General features: G+C 67.9%; 14 protein-coding genes. 13 read left to right on the forward strand and 1 reads right to left on the reverse strand.

Annotated elements, in window-relative coordinates; all coding sequences use genetic code 11:
* The first annotated feature begins 21 nt into the window (after positions 1–21).
* The 13 genes from ACN20X_RS11290 to cydX all read left to right on the forward strand — a co-directional run bounded on the left by ACN20X_RS11290 (position 22) and on the right by cydX (position 15,849).
* Positions 22–927, forward strand: coding sequence for a histone deacetylase family protein (locus tag ACN20X_RS11290; protein WP_017406772.1), 906 nt, complete (start codon positions 22–24; stop codon positions 925–927).
* A 17-nt stretch (positions 928–944) separates the two neighbouring features.
* A complete protein-coding gene (locus ACN20X_RS11295; protein ID WP_016449704.1) occupies positions 945–1,754 on the forward strand; it encodes an enoyl-CoA hydratase in 810 nt (269 codons plus the stop codon).
* Between the two features lie 92 nt (positions 1,755–1,846).
* Positions 1,847–3,136, forward strand: a complete 1,290-nt coding sequence (locus ACN20X_RS11300; RefSeq protein ID WP_016449703.1) for a mechanosensitive ion channel family protein — start codon at positions 1,847–1,849, stop codon at positions 3,134–3,136.
* A gap of 210 nt (positions 3,137–3,346) precedes the next feature.
* Entirely contained in the window at positions 3,347–4,096 is a 750-nt protein-coding gene (locus ACN20X_RS11305) for an electron transfer flavoprotein subunit beta/FixA family protein (RefSeq protein WP_473210615.1), read from the forward strand.
* 14 nt (positions 4,097–4,110) lie between these two features.
* Entirely contained in the window at positions 4,111–5,043 is a 933-nt protein-coding gene (locus ACN20X_RS11310) for an electron transfer flavoprotein subunit alpha/FixB family protein (protein WP_070080554.1), read from the forward strand.
* A gap of 155 nt (positions 5,044–5,198) precedes the next feature.
* Positions 5,199–6,341 (forward strand): ABC transporter substrate-binding protein, encoded by a 1,143-nt coding sequence (locus ACN20X_RS11315; RefSeq protein WP_016450177.1) that lies wholly within the window; start codon positions 5,199–5,201, stop codon positions 6,339–6,341.
* Between the two features lie 97 nt (positions 6,342–6,438).
* Positions 6,439–8,229 (forward strand): acyl-CoA dehydrogenase, encoded by a 1,791-nt coding sequence (locus ACN20X_RS11320; protein ID WP_473210616.1) that lies wholly within the window; start codon positions 6,439–6,441, stop codon positions 8,227–8,229.
* Between the two features lie 60 nt (positions 8,230–8,289).
* Positions 8,290–9,249: an NAD(P)H-dependent flavin oxidoreductase gene (locus tag ACN20X_RS11325; protein ID WP_012204314.1), complete on the forward strand. Its 960-nt coding sequence runs from the start codon at positions 8,290–8,292 to the stop codon at positions 9,247–9,249.
* Between the two features lie 292 nt (positions 9,250–9,541).
* Complete coding sequence (cydD, locus tag ACN20X_RS11330) at positions 9,542–11,194, forward strand: thiol reductant ABC exporter subunit CydD (protein WP_473210808.1); 1,653 nt, start codon at positions 9,542–9,544, stop codon at positions 11,192–11,194.
* Positions 11,191–12,876: an amino acid ABC transporter ATP-binding/permease protein gene (locus tag ACN20X_RS11335; RefSeq protein WP_279492945.1), complete on the forward strand. Its 1,686-nt coding sequence runs from the start codon at positions 11,191–11,193 to the stop codon at positions 12,874–12,876. The genes cydD and ACN20X_RS11335 overlap by 4 nt, the downstream gene beginning before the upstream one ends.
* Before the next feature lie 41 nt (positions 12,877–12,917).
* A complete protein-coding gene (locus ACN20X_RS11340; RefSeq protein ID WP_016450181.1) occupies positions 12,918–14,504 on the forward strand; it encodes a cytochrome ubiquinol oxidase subunit I in 1,587 nt (528 codons plus the stop codon).
* A gap of 18 nt (positions 14,505–14,522) precedes the next feature.
* Positions 14,523–15,674 (forward strand): cytochrome d ubiquinol oxidase subunit II, encoded by a 1,152-nt coding sequence (gene cydB, locus ACN20X_RS11345; RefSeq protein ID WP_016450182.1) that lies wholly within the window; start codon positions 14,523–14,525, stop codon positions 15,672–15,674.
* 49 nt (positions 15,675–15,723) lie between these two features.
* Complete coding sequence (gene cydX, locus ACN20X_RS11350) at positions 15,724–15,849, forward strand: cytochrome bd-I oxidase subunit CydX (protein WP_012204319.1); 126 nt, start codon at positions 15,724–15,726, stop codon at positions 15,847–15,849.
* A 198-nt stretch (positions 15,850–16,047) separates the two neighbouring features.
* Here cydX and ACN20X_RS11355 read toward each other — a convergent pair whose 3' ends face one another.
* Positions 16,048–16,644 carry a GbsR/MarR family transcriptional regulator gene (locus ACN20X_RS11355; RefSeq protein WP_026062606.1) on the reverse strand — a complete coding sequence of 199 codons (597 nt, stop codon included), beginning with the start codon at positions 16,642–16,644 and terminating at the stop codon, positions 16,048–16,050.
* Positions 16,645–16,787: the final 143 nt, after the last annotated feature.

Consider the following 16,787-nt stretch of genomic DNA (forward strand, 5'->3'; position numbering starts at 1 on the left):
AGGGAGTGCTGGCGGCATGAGATGGGGCCGGGGCACCCAGAGTGCCCGGCCCGGCTGGACGCCATCGAGGACCGGCTGCTGGTGACCGGCGTGGCCGATGCGCTGGAGCGGCACGAGGCCCCCCAGGCCTCGCTGGCCGACATCGAACTGGCCCATGACCGCATGCATGTGGCCGCGCTGCAGGGCCTGACCCAGCGCCTCATCGAGGAGCAGCAGGCCGGCGGCCCCGAGTACTCCCAGATCGACACCGACACATCCATCAACAGCCACACCTTCTCGGCCGCGCTGCATGCGGCCGGTGCCGCGCTGGCGGCCACCGATGCGGTGATGGCCGGCGAGCTGGAGAACGCCTTTTGCGCCGTGCGCCCTCCCGGCCACCATGCCACCCGCCACCAGGCCATGGGCTTTTGCTTCTTCAACAACGTGGCCGTGGGCGTGAAGTACGCGCTCAGCCGCCACCACCTCAAGCGCGTGGCCGTGATCGATTTCGACGTGCACCACGGCAATGGCACGGAGGACATCCTCTCCGGCGACGACCGCGTGCTCATGTGCGGCATCTTCCAGCACCCCTTCTATCCCTTCAGCGGCGACCAGCACCCGGCCGCCAACATGGTCAACGTGCCGGTGGCCGCCTATACCAAGGGCATGGACATCCGCGAGATCGTCGAGATGATGTGGATCCCGCGACTGGAGGCCTTCAAGCCCGAGCTGATCTTCATCAGCGCCGGCTTCGACGCCCACCGCGAGGACGACATGGGCCAGCTGGGCATGACCGAGCAGGACTTCACCTGGATCACCTCGCGCATCAAGGACATTGCGCGGCGCTTTTCCAAGGGGCGTATCGTCTCCTGCCTGGAAGGCGGCTACGTGATGGGGCCGCTTGCGCGCAGCGTGGAAGCGCACGTGCGCGTGCTGGCCGACCTCTGAATCCGATCTGGAGCACCATGAACGCGAGCACCCATCCTTCTGAAGCCAGCCCCCTGCTCGACGTGCAGCGCGACGCGCGCGGCGTCGTGCGGCTCACGCTCAACGATCCGCAGCGCTTCAATGCCCTGGGCGAGCAGATGCTCACGCAGCTGCAGCAGGCGCTGGACGATGTGGCGCGTGACGAGTCGGTGCGCGTGGTCGTGCTGGCTGCAGCCGGCAAGGCCTTTTGCGCCGGACACAATCTCAAGGACATGGCGGCCCATCCGCAGCTGGACTACTACCAGAAGCTGTTCGCCCAGTGCAGCCGCATGATGCTGTCCATCCACCGGCTGCCCGTGCCCGTGATTGCGCGCGTGCACGGCATTGCCACGGCGGCGGGCTGTCAGCTCGTGGCCCAGTGCGATCTGGCCGTTGCTGCGCAGGCGGCACGCTTTGCCACCAGTGGCATCCACTATGGCCTGTTCTGTGCCACGCCCAGCGTGCCCTTGGTGCGCAATGTGCCGGCCAAGCAGGCCATGGAGATGCTGCTCACGGGCGACTTCATCGACGCGCAGCAGGCGCTGGACCAGGGCCTGGTCAACCGCGTGGTGGCCGAGGAGGCGCTGGACGATGCGGTGGAGCACTTCGTGCAGTCCATCGTCAGCAAGCCCCGCGCGGCCGTGGCCATGGGCAAGGCCCTGGTCTACCGCCAGCGCGAGATGGGCATCGAGGCCGCCTACCAGCTGGCCGGCCAGACCATGGCCGCCAACATGATGGATGCCGACGCCCAGGAGGGCGCCCAGGCCTTCGCCGCCAAGCGCGAACCGGCCTGGAAGACGGGCCGCTGACCGACCTGCATGTAGGCCCCGGTCCGGTTGGCCTGTCCTGGATCTGCGCGATGATGGCGGCCTGCGCCCTTGCGGCGGAACGGCCCTGATCCATGGACATCTTCGACAAGCTCATCAACGACTTCCAAAGCTCCAGCGCCTGGCTGGAGTTCTCCGTTCTCATCGGCTGCCTGCTGTTGGCCTACGGCGCCATGCGCGGCCTGCATGCGCGCTACGGCCATCTGAACGATGGAAAGCCCTCCGTATGGATTGGCCGCCATGCGCTCGATGGCGCACTGTTCCCGCTGCTGGCGCTGGTGCTGGTCTTCACCAGCCAGGAGATCCTGGCGCGGTTTTCCACGGTGTTCTGGTTGCGCGTGGCCGTGTCGCTGCTGGTATCCCTGTCGGTGATCCGCTTCGTGGCGCGGGTGCTCAGCCGGACCTTCCCCCACTCCACCGTGGTGCGCCTGATCGAGCGCATCTTCTCCTGGCTGGCCTGGGGCGCGGCCGTGCTGCACAGCATCGGCCTGCTGCCGCAGGTCATGGAGGAGCTGGAGGCCCTGCAGTTCAACATCGGCAAGACGCCGGTCAGCCTGCTCAACCTGATCGAGGGCACGCTGTCGGCGGGGCTGATGATGGTGGCCGTGCTCTGGCTGTCCACGCTGTTCGAGCAGAAGGTCATCAACCAGTGGGTCAGCGACCTGTCCATGCGCAAGGTGGCCATGAACATCACGCGCAGCGTGCTGATCCTGGTGGGCCTGCTGGTCTCGCTGTCCATGGTGGGCGTGGACCTGACGGCGCTGTCCGTCATGGGCGGCGCCATCGGCGTGGGCCTGGGTTTCGGCATGCAGAAGATCGCCTCCAACTACGTCAGCGGCTTTCTGGTGCTGATCGAGCGTGCGCTGCGCATCGGCGACAACGTGCGCGTGGACGGCTTCGAGGGCCGCATCACCGACATCCGCACGCGCTACACCATCATCCGCGCGCTCAACGGCCGCGAATCCATCGTGCCCAACGAGACGCTGATCACCCAGCGTGTGGAGAACCTCACCGGATTCGACGTCAAGTTCGGCCTGTCCACCAACATCGTCGTGGGCATGGACAGCGATGTGGAGCAGGTGCGCGGCATCCTGCTCGAAGCCGCAGCCGCGCAGCCGCGCGTGCTCAAGACGCCCGCGCCTTCGGTGGCTCTGGTCGACTTTGTGGAGCAGGGCCTGCAGTTCAGTCTCAGCTACTACATCAACGACCCGCAAAATGGCCAGGGAAATGTGCGCTCCGAGGTCAACCTCGCCGTGCTGCGCGGCCTGCGTGCCGCAGGCGTGAGCCTGCCGGTCCCCAGGCAGGTGGTACAGATCACCGAACGCGTGGGCGTGGCGGCCCAGGCAGCAGAGAAAAGCAGCTAGGATTATTCCTAGGTGCATACCCTGAGTTCAGGCTGTTCCCCTGCAGGAAATCTCAAGGGTCGTGCTTAAAATGGCACGATCGTTCTTTTTTTGTGAGCGCGCATGCGGCCCTCGGCCGTCAGGGAAACCTGCCTCAGCTGCTGCAGCGCCGCATACAATGATTTCGGTTTACGTAAACGTCAATCTATCAATCAATCAGGAGCCGCTGCAATGAAGGTTTTGGTCCCGGTCAAGCGCGTGGTGGACTACAACGTGAAGGTCCGCGTGAAGTCGGACGGCACGGGCGTGGACATCGCCAACGTCAAGATGAGCATGAACCCCTTTGACGAAATCGCCGTCGAAGAAGCCGTTCGCCTCAAGGAAAAGGGCGTGGCCACCGAAGTCATCGCCGTCTCCTGCGGCGTGGCCCAGTGCCAGGAAACCCTGCGCACGGCCATGGCCATCGGTGCCGACCGCGGCATCCTGGTGGAGACCACCGAGGAGCTGCAGCCCCTGGCCGTCGCCAAGCTGCTCAAGGCGCTGGTGGAAAAGGAGCAGCCCGGCCTGATCATCCTGGGCAAGCAGGCCATCGACGACGATGCCAACCAGACCGGCCAGATGCTGGCGGCCCTGGCCGACCTGCCGCAAGCCACCTTCGCCTCCAAGGTCGAAGTCGCTGGCGACAAGGTGAATGTCACGCGTGAAGTGGACGGCGGCCTGGAAACCCTGGCCCTGAGCCTGCCGGCCGTCATCACCACCGACCTGCGCCTGAACGAGCCGCGCTACGTCACGCTGCCCAACATCATGAAGGCCAAGAAAAAGCAGCTGGACACGGTCAAGCCTGAAGAGCTGGGCGTGGATGTCGCCCCGCGCCTGAAGACGCTCAAGGTGGCCGAGCCCGCCAAGCGCGGTGCTGGCGTGAAGGTGCCCGATGTGGCGACCCTGGTCAGCAAGCTCAAGAACGAAGCCAAGGTCATCTAAAGGAATTCGCAGACATGACATCCCTCGTTATTGCAGAACACGACAACGCTTCCATCAAGAGCGCCACGCTCAACACCGTCACTGCGGCCCTGGCCTGCGGCGGCGACGTGCATGTGCTGGTGGCGGGCGAGAATGCCGGCGCCGCTGCGCAGGCTGCGGCCCAGATCGCCGGCGTTGCCAAGGTCATCCACGCCGACGGCGCCAGCTTGAAGGACGGCCTGGCCGAGAACATCGCGGCGCAAGTGCTGGCGATTGCCTCGAACTACAGCCACATCCTGTTCCCCGCCACCGCCAGCGGCAAGAACGCCGCGCCGCGCGTGGCCGCCAAGCTGGACGTGGCCCAGATCAGCGACATCACCAAGGTGGACAGCGCCGACACGTTCGAGCGCCCCATCTACGCGGGCAACGCCATTGCCACGGTGCAAAGCAGCGACAAGATCAAGGTCATCACCGTGCGCGGCACGGGCTTTGACGCAGCGGCCACCACGGGCGGCAGCGCCCAGGTGGAGCAGCTGGCGGCCGCTGGCGACAGCGGCAAGAGCAGCTTCGTGGGCCGTGAAGTGACCAAGAGCGACCGCCCCGAGCTGACGGCCGCCAAGATCATCGTCTCCGGCGGCCGCGCGCTGGGCAGCAGCGAGAAGTTCCAGGAAGTCATCACGCCCCTGGCCGACAAGCTGGGCGCGGCCATCGGCGCTTCGCGCGCTGCGGTGGATGCGGGCTATGCGCCCAACGACCTGCAGGTCGGCCAGACCGGCAAGATCGTCGCCCCGCAGCTGTACATTGCCCTGGGCATCTCGGGCGCCATCCAGCACTTGGCCGGCATGAAGGACTCCAAGGTGATCGTGGCGATCAACAAGGACCCCGAGGCACCGATCTTCTCGGTGGCCGACTACGGCCTGGAGGCCGACCTGTTCCAGGCCGTGCCCGAGCTGGTGCAGGCGCTGTAAGCGACCAAAGCTGAAAAATGAGGGGCACAAGGCCCCTCTTTTTCCGTCACGGATGCCGGGATGGCCCGCTGGTCATGGTTCGCGGCAACGACTACAACAACGGCTTTGGCCGCCAGCGGGTGCTGGCAATGGCATGAACCGAGAGGGAGATTGAAATGAAGATGATGCGCTTGCGCCTGGCCCGCACGGCCGTGGCCTTTGTCTGTGGCGCCATGGCGCTGGCCGCGGAGGCCAATGCCTGGGTGGTGGGGCAGGTGGCACCCATGTCGGGAGCCGGCGCGACGCAGGGCCGGGCCTATGCCCAGGGCATGCGACTTTACTTCGACCAGATCAACAAGGCCGGCGGCGTGCAGGGCCAGCCCGTGCAACTGGTCACGGTGGACGATGTGGGCCACCCCGATGAAACCGTGGACAAGACCCGCAAGCTGCTGGACGAGTCCAAGCCCGTGGTGCTGGCCGGCTACTTCGGCAACCGCAACATGGCTTCGCTGCTGGACAGCAAGCTGCTCGACCAGTCCCAGATCTCCCTGGTGGGTTACCAGAGCACGGACACGCGGGTGCTGAGCCATCCCCAGATCTTCAGCACGCGCGCCAACCTGCCCGAGGAAATGGCCAAGATCGCCTCGCACCTGGCCACCGTGGGCATCACGCGCCTGGCCCTGCTGCATGACGAGCGCCCGGATGCCAAGGCCGTGGCGGAACTTGTGGACAAGGCAATTGCGCCTTCCAAGGCCAAGCTGGTGGTCAGCGCCTCGCTGAGCACGGGCAAGGGCGCCATGGACAAGGCCGTGTCCCAGTTGCAAAAGGCCCAGCCTTCGGCGCAGGCCGTGATGGTGGTGGCCTCCAGCCCCGTGACCTCGGCCTTCGTCGAGGCGTACCGCATGGCGGGCGGCACGGCCCAGATCTACGCCACGTCCGAAGCCGATATCGAGCAACTGGCCAAGCGCCTGCCCGTGGAGTTCATGAGCGGCCTGTCCATTGCCCAGGTCGTGCCCAGTCCCTACAAGGTGACCATGCGCCTGAACAAGGAGTTCAGGGACGCGGCCACCGCTGCCGGCAAGTCGCTGACCGTGCCGGTCAGCTACGCCATGATGGAAGGCTATGTGAACGCCCGCGTCATCGTGGAGGCCATGCGCCGCACCCAGCCGCTGACGCGCGAGAAGCTGGCCGCTTCGCTGCGCGGCCTGGACGCCTTCGATCTGGGCGGCTACTGGGTTACCTATCGTCCGGGCTCGCAGGCGGGCTCGAAATTCGTGGATTTGTCCATCGTCAACGCATCGGGCCGCGTCACGCAATAACGCAGCAATGCAGTAGTGCCGTGGCGGCGCGCCCGCTGTCCCAGGTCGCCGCGCGCTGCGCGCCGGCGGTCCAGGCTCTGTTCAGGAAGGTTCAACAATGACTTACTCGGCTCCCCTCAAAGACATGCTGTTCGCCATGGAGCATCTGGCCCAGATCGACCAAGTGGCGCAGTTGCCCGGTTTCGAGGAGGCTGGCCTCGAGACCGCCCAGGCCGTGCTGGAGGAATGCGCCAAGCTGTGCGAAGGCGTGGTGGCGCCGCTGAACCTGCCGGGCGACGTGTCGCCTTCCAGCCTCAAGGACGGCGTGGTCACCACCACGGCGGGCTTCAAGCAGGCCTTTCGCCAGTACGCCGAAGGCGGCTGGCAGGGCCTGCAGCATCCGCAGGATTTTGGCGGCCAGGGCCTGCCCAAGACGATTGGCGCGGCCTGTGTGGAAATGCTCAACAGCGCCAACCTGAGCTTTGCGCTGTGCCCGCTGCTGACCGACGGCGCCATCGAGGCCCTGCTGACGGCGGGCAGCGATGAGCTCAAGGCCACCTATCTCGAGAAGCTGGTGACCGGCGAGTGGACCGGCACCATGAACCTGACCGAGCCCCAGGCCGGCTCCGACCTGGCCCTGGTGCGCACCAAGGCCGATCCGCAGCCCGATGGCAGCTACAAGGTCTTCGGCACCAAGATCTTCATCACCTATGGCGAGCACGACATGGCCGAGAACATCGTCCATCTGGTGCTGGCCCGCGTGGCCGGGGCGCCCGAGGGTGTCAAGGGCATCAGCCTGTTCGTGGTGCCAAAGTTCCTGGTCAACAAGGATGGCTCGCTGGGCGCGCGCAACGATGTGCACTGCGTGAGCATCGAGCACAAGATGGGCATCAAGGCCTCGCCCACGGCCGTGCTGCAGTACGGCGACAACGGGGGCGCCATCGGTTACCTGGTGGGCGAGGAAAACCGCGGCCTCGAATACATGTTCATCATGATGAACGCGGCCCGCTACGCCGTGGGCGTGCAGGGCATTGCCGTGGCCGAGCGCTCCTACCAGCATGCCGTGGCCTATGCCCGCGAGCGCGTGCAAAGCCGCCCCGTGGACGGCAGCGTCAAGGCCAGCGCCACCATCATCCACCACCCCGATGTGCGCCGCATGCTCATGACCATGCGCGCCTACACCGAGGGCTGCCGCGCCATGGCGGCCACGGCCGCCGCGGCCTACGACGCAGCCCACCACCATGCCGATGCCCAGGTGCGCGAGGCCAATGCGGCCTTCTATGAATTCATGGTTCCCCTGGTCAAGGGCTACAGCACCGAGATGAGCCTGGAAGTCACCAGCCTGGGCGTTCAGGTGCACGGCGGCATGGGCTTCATCGAGGAGACGGGCGCCGCCCAGTACTACCGCGACGCCAAGATCCTGACCATCTACGAAGGCACGACCGCCATCCAGGCCAATGACCTGGTGGGCCGCAAGACGGCGCGCGATGGCGGCCAGACCGCGCTGGCCATTGCGGGCCAGATCGAGAAGACCGAGGCCGAGCTGGCCGCCAGCGGCACGCCCGAGGCACTGGCCGTGGCCCGCCAGCTGGCCGCCGCGCGCCAGGCTTTCGCGGAGGCGGTGCACTTCGTCTCGGGCCAGGCCAAGGCCGAGCCCAATGCCGTGTACGCCGGCAGCGTTCCCTACCTGATGCTGGCGGGCAACCTGGTGGCAGGCTGGCAGATGGGCCGCGCCCTGCTGGCGGCCGAGCAGCTGTTGCACAAGGGACAGGACGAGGCCTTCATGCGCGCGAAGATTGCGACGGCGCGCTTTTATGCCGAGCACATCCTCGTCAAGGCGGCGGGCCTGCGCGATGCCATCGTGCACGGCGCAGGCAGCGTGATGGCACTGCCCATGGACGCCTTCTGACCCGGCGCTCCCGCAAGGCACAACGCAGACAGAGATACCGAGAACCAACGGAGACAACGCATGTCCAAGCTTCCCCCGGCGCTGAAGAAACTGGCCCTGCCAGTGATCGGCTCGCCGCTGTTCATCATCAGCAACCCAAAGCTCGTGATCGCCCAGTGCCAGGCCGGCATCGTGGGTTCCATGCCCGCGCTCAACGCGCGCCCGGCCGAGCAGCTCGAAGACTGGCTGGCCGAGATCACCGAGACCCTGGCCGCCTGGGACAAGGCCCATCCGGACCGGCCCTCGGCGCCGTTCGCCATCAACCAGATCGTGCACAAGAGCAATGACCGGCTCGAGCACGACATGCAGATGTGCGCCAAGTACAAGGTGCCCATCGTCATCACCAGCCTGGGTGCGCGCGAGGACGTGAACCAGGCCGTGCACAGCTGGGGCGGCGTGGTGCTGCACGACATCATCAACAACAAGTTCGCGCACAAGGCCATCGAAAAGGGGGCCGACGGCCTGATCGCCGTGGCGGCGGGCGCGGGAGGCCATGCGGGTGTCAAGAGCCCGTTCGCGCTGATCCAGGAGATCCGCGAATGGTTCGACGGCCCCGTGGCGCTGTCGGGCTCCATCGCCTCGGGCGGTGCCATCCTGGCGGCCCAGGCCATGGGTGCGGACTTCGCCTATATCGGCTCGGCCTTCATCGCCACGCATGAGGCGCGTGCGCACGACGCCTACAAGCAGGCCATCGTGGACGGCACGTCCGACGACATCGTCTACAGCAACCTGTTCACGGGCGTGCACGGCAACTACCTGGCGCCGTCCATCCGCGCGGCTGGCCTGGACCCCGACAACCTGCCCGAGTCGGACCCCAGCAAGATGAACTTCGGCGGCGACGCCAAGAAGGCCTGGAAGGACATCTGGGGCTGCGGCCAGGGCATTGGTGCCATTCGCGAAGTCACGGGTGCGGGCGAGCTGGTGGAGCGTCTCAAGCGTGAATACAACCAGGCGCGCGACCGCCTGCTGTCCACCCCGTAAGGTCGGCAGAGCCCAGGACGGGCTCTTCTCCTACTCTGCCAGACGGCGCCTTCGGGCGCCGTTTTCTTTGGGTATTACCCACGCTGTGCGGGTCCGGTCCTCGAAGTTGTTTGCGCAAAACCTCTTGCGCACGCTTGACTGCTTCACTCGGCTTCCCCCTACGAGCGACTTGCCTGGAGCAAGTTTGTTTAGAATTCTTTGCGTAATTTCAGTAAATACTGAAATTACAGAATAAATGAACAAACCTTGTACCCCGTCATTGCCTGAGTTCCACCAGCTGGCGCGCCGTCCGATGGCGGGTACGGGGCGCCTGGTGCTGGCCTCGCTGCTGTGGCTGCCCCAGGCGGCGCTGCTGGCGCTGGCCGTGCAGTCCATGGCCGATGGCGCGGGCGCGGGCGCGGGCGTGGAGCCGCTGTGGCCACTGTGGCAGCTTGCGGCTGGCGTGGCACTGCTGGGCGGGTTGCGCGCCTGGTGCGATGCCAGCGGCACGCGCCGTGCGAATCTGCAGGCGCGCAGCTTGGTGAGTGCGCTGCGCGCGCAGGTGCTGCGCACGCTGGCGGGCACCTCGCCGCTGGACCGCCAGCGCGCGGCCTCGGGCCAGGCGGCCAGCGCCATGGCCGAGCAGGCCGAGGCCATCGTGCCCTGGCTGTCGCGCTACCAGACCGCCATGTGGCGCGTGCGCACCGTGCCGCTGGTGATTGCGCTGGCCGTGGCCAGCCAGAGCTGGGTGGTGGCGCTGATCCTGGTGGTGGCCGCGCCGCTGATCCCGCTGTTCATGGCCATCGTCGGCTGGCGCGCCAAGGCGGCCAGCCAGGCGCAGATGGTGGAGCTGGGCGGAATGAACGCCTTCCTGCTCGACCGGCTGCGCGGCCTGTCCACCCTGCGCGCCCTGGGCGCGGTGGATGCCACGGCGCTGCGGCTGCGCGCCAATGCCGAATCCCTGCGCGAACGCAGCATGCGCGTGCTGCGCATCGCCTTCCTCTCCTCCGCGGTGCTGGAGCTGTTCTCGGCCCTGGGCGTGGCCATGGTGGCCGTCTACGTGGGCTTTCACCTGCTGGGCCATCTGCCCTTTGGCAGCTGGGGCCAGACACTGAGCCTGGGCCAGGCGCTGTTCGTGCTGCTGCTGGCGCCCAGCTTCTTCGATCCCCTGCGTGAGCTGTCTGCCGTCTGGCACGACCGCGCCAGCGGCGAGGCTGCGCTGCAGGCCCTGGGCGATCTGGGCCGCGATGCGCAGCCGCTGCCCGGCGCACTGGCTGCGCCCGGCAGGGCGGCCGGCCAGGCCTGCGCCCTGCACCTGGAGCAGGTGCGGCCCCAGGCGCCAGGCGGCGCGGTCACGCTGCCGGCGCTCACGCTGGACGTGCGGCCTGGCGAGCATGTGGCGCTGTGGAGCCCCAGCGGCAGCGGAAAGTCGCTGCTGCTGGCGCAGATTGCCGGCCTGCTGCCGGTGGCCGAGCCTGGGCGCATCCATATCGACGGCCAGCTGCTCGACGGCGAATCGGCCGGACGGCTGCGCGCGCGCATGGCCTGGATGGGGCAGAGCCCCCATGTGTTCGCCGGCTCGGTGGCCGAAAACCTCCGGCTGGGCCGCCCGGGATTCACCTTCGGCGAACTGCGCCAGGCCTTGCGGCTGGCCGGTCTGGGCAAGCTGGCCGAGGCCCGTGCCGGCGCCACGCTGGGCGAGGGCGGAGCCGGCCTGTCGGGCGGGGAGATCGTGCGCCTGGCCCTGGCGCGCCTGGCCCTGTCGCGCGATGCAGGCCTGCTGCTGGTCGATGAACCCACGGCCCACCTGGACCCGGCCACGGCCGCCCAGGTCACCGATGCCCTGCTGCAACTGGCACGCGGGCGCACACTGATCGTCGCCACCCACGATGCCGAGCTGGCCGCCGCCATGCACCGCGTGGTGGAGCTGGCGGGCCATGCCGCCCCGCAGGAGCTGGCCGCATGAAGCCCCGCTCCACCCTCCGGCCCGTGCTTGCCGCCCTGGCGCGCATGGCGCCCCGCCGCCTGTGGCTGGGCGGCGCGCTGCTGGCCCTGCTCACGGTGCTCATGGGCATGGCGCTGCTGGGCCTGTCGGGCTGGTTCATCACGGCCACGGCGCTGGCCGGGCTGGTGCCGGCCACGGCCATCGTCTTCGACGTCTTCATGCCCTCGGCCGGTATCCGCCTGCTGGCCCTGGGCCGCACGGGCACCCGCTATGCCGAACGGCTGGTCACCCATGACGCCACCCTGGCCGTGCTGGCCGCCCTGCGCGAGCGGCTGCTGCGCAGCTGGGCCACTCCCGCCGCCGCCCTGAGCCTGCGCCTGCGGCCCGCGCGCCTGCTGCAGCGGCTGACGGCCGACGTGGATGCGCTGGACAGCCTGTACCTGCGCCTGTTCGTGCCCTTGCTGGCCGCCACGGGTGCCACGCTGGTGGCCGCCCTTGCGCTGGGACTGATGCGCTGGTGGCTGGGCCTGGCCTTGGCTGCGTGGCTGCTGGCCACGGGCCTGGGCAGCGCCCTGTGGCTGGCCCGCAGTGCGCGCCGGCCCGCCGTGCGCCGCGCGCTGGCGCTGGAGTCCCTGCGCGCCCGCACGGCCGACCTGGTGGCCGGGCAGGCGGAGCTGGCCATGGCCGGCACCCTGGCCGCGCATTGCGAACGCATTGCCGCCCTGGACGCCCGCGTGGCCGAGGCCGACGCCGCACTCCACGGCCTGGAGGCCCGAACTTCCTTCGTGCAAGGCCTGTGCGGCGCCCTGGCCCTGGCCGGTGTGCTGCTGGCCGTAGGCTGGCTGGCCGAGGCCGGCCTGCTGGGCGCCCCCGTGGCTGCGCTGGCCCTGTTGCTGGCGCTGACGGCCATGGAGCCCTTTGCGGCATTGCGCCGTGGCGCGCTGGAGGCCGGCCGCAGCTGGCTGGCCGCGCGCCGGCTGGCGCCTGCCCTGCGCGATGGCGCTGCGCAAGGCGCCTGCGAACCGGCTGCGCCCGGGCAGGGCTTGGCGGTTGAGCTGGAGCAGGTCGTGGCACCCCGTGCCGCCGTGCTGGCCCAGGACATCCGTATCGCCGAAGGCGAACGTGTCGCCCTGCTGGGCGCCAGCGGCGCGGGCAAGACCACGCTGCTGTCCCTGATGGCCGGCGAGCTCCAGCCGCTGGCCGGCGCCGTGCGTGCCCGGCGCTGCACCTGGATGACGCAGCGCACCGAACTGTTCGAGGACAGCCTGCGCGACAACCTTTTGCTGGCCTGCCCCGAGGCCGCCGAGGACACGCTGTGGGCGGCGCTGGAAGTCGCCGGGCTGGCCGGCGATGTGCGCGCCATGGCGCAGGGCCTGGACACGCGGCTGGGCGAGGGCGGGCTGGGCCTGTCCGGCGGCCAGGCACGGCGCCTGGCGCTGGCGCGGCTGCTGCTGAGCCCCGCGCGCTGCTGGCTGCTGGACGAAGTGACCGAAGGCCTGGATGCACGCACGGCCGCCGACCTGCTGGTGCGGCTGGACAGCGCAGCCCGGGGCCGCACCCTGGTGCTGGCCACCCACAAGCTGCGGGAGGCGCAACTGGCCGACCGGCTGCTGTGGGTGGAGCAGGGCCGCGTGGTGTCCGAGGCGCTGCGCGGCACACCGCCGTTCGATGCGGCCCTGGCGCGCCTGCGGCAGGACGGCTGATCAAGGATTTCACCAAGTACCCCGAGAGAAAGGATCTCACCATGGACCTCGACATCGTCGATCTATCGCGGCTGCAGTTCGCGGTAACGGCGCTCTACCACTTCCTGTTCGTGCCGCTGACCATCGGCCTGGCCGTGATCATCGCCATCATGGAGACCGTCTTCGTGATGACGGGCCGCACCATCTGGCGCGACATGACGAAGTTCTGGGGCACGTTGTTCGGCATCAACTTCGCCATGGGCGTGGCCACGGGCATCGTGATGGAGTTCCAGTTCGGCATGAACTGGAGCTACTACAGCCACTACGTGGGCGACATCTTCGGCGCGCCGCTGGCCATCGAGGGGCTGATGGCCTTCTTCCTGGAAGCCACCTTCGTGGGGCTGTTCTTCTTCGGCTGGGACCGCCTGAGCAAGGTCGGCCATCTGGTGACCACCTGGTGCGTGGCCCTGGGCTCGAACTTCTCGGCGCTGTGGATCCTGATCGCCAACGGCTGGATGCAAAACCCCGTGGGCGCGGCGTTCAACCCGCAGACCATGCGCATGGAGGTCACCGACTTCTTCGCGGTGCTGACCAACCCCGTGGCCCAGGCCAAGTTCGTGCACACGGTCTCGGCAGGCTACGTGACGGCCGCCATCTTCGTGCTGGGCGTCTCGGCCTGGTATCTGCTCAAGGGCCGGCACATCCAGCTGGCGCGCCGCTCCATGACGGTGGCCACCTCGTTCGGCCTGGCCGCTGCGCTGTCGGTGGTGGTGCTGGGCGATGAAAGCGGCTACCTGTCGTCGGAGCACCAGAAGATGAAGCTGGCCGCCATCGAGGCCATGTGGGACACCGAGCCCGCACCGGCCGCCTTCACGGCCTTCGGCTTCCCCGACAAGGCCGCACGCGAGACGCACTACGCCGTTCACATTCCCTGGGTCATGGGCCTGATCGGCACGCGCTCGCTGACCACCGAGATCCCCGGCATCAACGACCTGGTCCAGCGCACCGAGCAGTACATCCGCAACGGCATCGAGGCCTATGGCGCGCTGGAGGCCATCCGCGCCGCCGGCCCCACGGGCCAGGTGCCGGCCGAGGCCAAGGCCGTCTTCGAGGACAAGGGCGGGCAACTGGGCTACGCGCTGCTGCTCAAGCGCTACGTGGACGACCCGCGCCAGGCCACGGACGCGCAGATCGCCCAGGCCGCCTGGGACACCGTGCCGGCCGTGGGGCCGCTGTTCTGGGCCTTCCGCATCATGGTGGGGCTGGGCATGTTCTTCATCGCGCTCACGGCCGCCTTCTTCTGGCTGTCGGTGCGGCGCAGGCTGGACGCCCATCCGTGGATGCTCAAGCTGGCCGTGATCGCCATTCCCCTGCCCTGGATCGCGGCCGAGTGCGGCTGGATCGTGGCCGAGGTGGGCCGCCAGCCCTGGATCATCGAAGGCGTGCTGCCCACGGCGCTGGCCGTCTCCAACCTGGGCGCGGGCACGCTGCTGCTGACGATTGCAGGCTTCATCGCCATCTACTCCGTGCTCTTCGTCATCGAGATGAAGCTCATGGTGAAGGCCATCCGCAAGGGACCGCAGGAGGAAAGCGCACCGCACCTGACCACCTACTTCCCTCTGATGCAAAAACTCGCCCGCGGGCAATGACCAAGGGAGATTGTCACCATGATTCTTCACGAACTGATCAGCTACGACGTCCTGCGCCTGCTGTGGTGGGGCCTGCTGGGCGTGCTGCTCATCGCCTTTGCCGTCACCGATGGCTTTGACCTGGGCGCTGCCGCGCTGCTGCCGCTGGCGGCCAGGACCGACGTGGAGCGCCGCGTCGTCATCAACTCTCTGGGCCCGGTCTGGGAAGGCAACCAGGTCTGGCTCATCCTGGGCGGCGGCGCCATCTTTGCGGCCTGGCCGCAGCTGTACGCGGTCTCGTTCTCGGGCTTTTACCTGGCCATGTTCGCGGCCCTGGTGGCGCTGATCCTGCGGCCCGTGGCCTTCAAGTTCCGCAGCAAGCGCGAGGAGCCGGCCTGGCGCGCGCGCTGGGATGCCGTGCTGTGCATGGCCGGCGTGGTGCCCGCGCTGATCTTCGGCGTGGCCCTGGGCAATGTGCTGCAGGGCGTGCCCTTCCGCCTGGCGCCCGACATGCGCATCTACTACGAGGGCACGTTCTTCGGCCTGCTCAACCCGTTTGCGCTGCTGGCCGGCCTGGTCTCGCTGTGCATGCTGCTCATGCATGGTGCGTCCTGGCTGGTGTTCAAGACCGAGGGCGATGTGGCCGCGCGCGCGCGCCGCCTCGGCATGGTGGCTGCCGTCGCCACCACGGTGCTGTTCGCGGCGGCCGGCGTGTGGCTGGCCGCGCTCAACGGCTACCGCATCACCAGCGAGGTCAACACCACCGGACCGTCCAACCCGCTGTTCAAGACGGCTGCGCTGCAGGCGGGCGCCTGGTTCGCCAACTACCAGGCCCGGCCCGTGCTCTGGGCCGTGCCGGCCATCGGCCTGCTGATGCCGCTGCTGGCGGCGCTGGGCCTGTGGCTGCGCCGCGAGTGGCTGGCCCTGCTGTCCAGCGGCCTGGGCATTGCCGGCATCATCGCCAGCGTGGGGGCGTCCATGTTCCCGTTCATCCTGCCCTCGTCGCTGAACCCGCAGCACAGCCTCACGGTCTGGGACTCTTCGTCCAGCCATGTGACGCTGTTCATCATGCTGGTGTGCGCGCTGATCTTCGTGCCCCTCATCGTGGCCTACACCAGCTGGGTCTACAGCGTGCTGCGCGGCAAGGTCGACCCGATGGCCATCATCGAGGGCCGCGGCCACTCGTACTGATCCACCGAATCAAGCAACGACATTCAACGTCAAGAAAGGACACAACACCATGTGGTACTTCGCCTGGTTGCTCGGCCTGCCGCTGGCGGCCGCCTTCGCGGTGCTCAACGCGATGTGGTACGAACTTATGGACGACGAGGCCACGCGCCGCGAACTCCTGGCCCGGGAGAAATAAAGCTCCCCCGAGGCGCTTCGCGCCTTCCCCCTCTCTCTTCGGGAGGGGGACGACACCCTCGCTGCGGGGGCGGCCCTTGCTCGGTGTCCCTCGCTTTGGGCTACGCCAGTTTTTGCACGCGCTTACCGCCAATGAAACATTGCTGTAAACACAATGAGCTCCCTCGGGAGCTCATTTTTGTACGCAGGCTTGCCAGGTTCAATCGTCGGTGTCGTCCGCCTTGGCGCGGCCCTTGCCGCCCGTGATGCGGTCCTTCAGGTCCAGCAGCCGGGTCACGGCCGTGCCCATGCCCATGAGCTGCATGGCGGTCTCGGGCGACAGGCGCTGCACGTCGTCGAACCAGTTCATGAGCCGGTCGATCAGCTCGTACATGTCGCGCATGCGCTGCTGGGCGTAGCGCTCTTCTTCGGTGGTGACTTCCTCCAGCATGGCGGCGCGCAGCATGGACTGGGTGGGCTCGATCTCGCGGCGGCGGCGTTCCTCGGCCAGGCGGCGGAAGATTTCCCAGACATCCTGCGGCGCCTCGAAATACTCGCGCCGGTCGCCGGGCTGGTGGCGCAATTGCACCAGGCGCCAGGCCTGCAATTCCTTGAGCCCCATGCTCACGTTGGAGCGCGAGAACTCCAGCGTCTCGGCGATCTGGTCGGCATTGAGCGGCTCGGGCGAAAGAAACAGCAGAGCGTAGATCTGGCCTACCGTGCGGTTGATGCCCCAGCGGCTGCCCATCTCGCCGAAGTGCGAGACGAACTGCCGGTTCAACGCCGGAAGAGGTTTGGGTTGCGTCATGGCATGCATTGTGCCCTCGCGTGCCGGCATGTCCTGTGCGGCTTGGAAAGCGGTGCGTCAGCTTTCTGCAAGACGCGGTCAAAAGGCGCACAATGGCGCCTTTGCGGGCTTGCGGCCAGGCGGCCCGGCCCAGCGCCTCCCGCTTCCCGACC

Source organism: Delftia sp. PX-1 (assembly GCF_055797465.1).

Coding starts and splice junctions, on each gene's coding strand:
- ACN20X_RS11290 (WP_017406772.1), top strand. CDS start 22: ATGGGGCCGGGGCACCCAGAGTGCCCGGCCCGGCTGGACGCCATCGAG.
- ACN20X_RS11295 (WP_016449704.1), top strand. CDS start 945: ATGAACGCGAGCACCCATCCTTCTGAAGCCAGCCCCCTGCTCGACGTG.
- ACN20X_RS11300 (WP_016449703.1), top strand. CDS start 1,847: ATGGACATCTTCGACAAGCTCATCAACGACTTCCAAAGCTCCAGCGCC.
- ACN20X_RS11305 (WP_473210615.1), top strand. CDS start 3,347: ATGAAGGTTTTGGTCCCGGTCAAGCGCGTGGTGGACTACAACGTGAAG.
- ACN20X_RS11310 (WP_070080554.1), top strand. CDS start 4,111: ATGACATCCCTCGTTATTGCAGAACACGACAACGCTTCCATCAAGAGC.
- ACN20X_RS11315 (WP_016450177.1), top strand. CDS start 5,199: ATGAAGATGATGCGCTTGCGCCTGGCCCGCACGGCCGTGGCCTTTGTC.
- ACN20X_RS11320 (WP_473210616.1), top strand. CDS start 6,439: ATGACTTACTCGGCTCCCCTCAAAGACATGCTGTTCGCCATGGAGCAT.
- ACN20X_RS11325 (WP_012204314.1), top strand. CDS start 8,290: ATGTCCAAGCTTCCCCCGGCGCTGAAGAAACTGGCCCTGCCAGTGATC.
- cydD (WP_473210808.1), top strand. CDS start 9,542: ATGGCGGGTACGGGGCGCCTGGTGCTGGCCTCGCTGCTGTGGCTGCCC.
- ACN20X_RS11335 (WP_279492945.1), top strand. CDS start 11,191: ATGAAGCCCCGCTCCACCCTCCGGCCCGTGCTTGCCGCCCTGGCGCGC.
- ACN20X_RS11340 (WP_016450181.1), top strand. CDS start 12,918: ATGGACCTCGACATCGTCGATCTATCGCGGCTGCAGTTCGCGGTAACG.
- cydB (WP_016450182.1), top strand. CDS start 14,523: ATGATTCTTCACGAACTGATCAGCTACGACGTCCTGCGCCTGCTGTGG.
- cydX (WP_012204319.1), top strand. CDS start 15,724: ATGTGGTACTTCGCCTGGTTGCTCGGCCTGCCGCTGGCGGCCGCCTTC.
- ACN20X_RS11355 (WP_026062606.1), bottom strand. CDS start 16,644: ATGCATGCCATGACGCAACCCAAACCTCTTCCGGCGTTGAACCGGCAG.